General features: G+C 55.5%; 1 protein-coding gene. It reads left to right on the forward strand.

Annotation, left to right across the window (positions count from 1 at the left end):
- The first annotated feature begins 22 nt into the window (after positions 1-22).
- Positions 23-442, forward strand: a complete 420-nt coding sequence (locus GQ59_RS30400; protein ID WP_037088665.1) for a type II toxin-antitoxin system VapC family toxin — start codon at positions 23-25, stop codon at positions 440-442.
- Positions 443-490 lie beyond the last annotated feature (48 nt).

Genomic DNA, 490 nt, shown 5'->3' on the forward strand with positions numbered 1-490 from the left:
CTGCTGAACCGATGACCTTCGAATGATCTTGCTGAACACCAACGTTATATCCGAGCCTTGGAAACCTGTTCCTGATGAGGCAGTAATCGCCTGGTTGGACGCCCAGGCTATCGAAACGCTTTTCCTCTCCGCAATAACGATTGCTGAACTGCGCTTCGGGATCGCTGCTATGCCTTCAGGGAGACGGCAAACTATCCTTCGCGACCGTCTTGAGGGCGAAGTGCTGCCCCACTTTTCCGAGCGCATCCTGTCCTTCGATCTGGCTGCTTCCCAGTTTTATTCCGAACTGATGGCACGCGCTCGAGTATCTGGGAAACCGATCGGCACGGCTGATGGCTACATTGCAGCCACAGCGGCAGCAAACGGCTTCGCGATCGCAACTCGCGACACAAGCCCTTTCGAGGCTGCTGCGCTGAAAGTGATCAATCCCTGGTCCAGATAACTCCGGTGTGCATGTCGGTGTCGTCAGTTCGGATCCCTTCAAGACCTG

Source organism: Neorhizobium vignae (assembly GCF_000732195.1).
GTDB classification, from domain to species: domain Bacteria; phylum Pseudomonadota; class Alphaproteobacteria; order Rhizobiales; family Rhizobiaceae; genus Neorhizobium; species Neorhizobium vignae.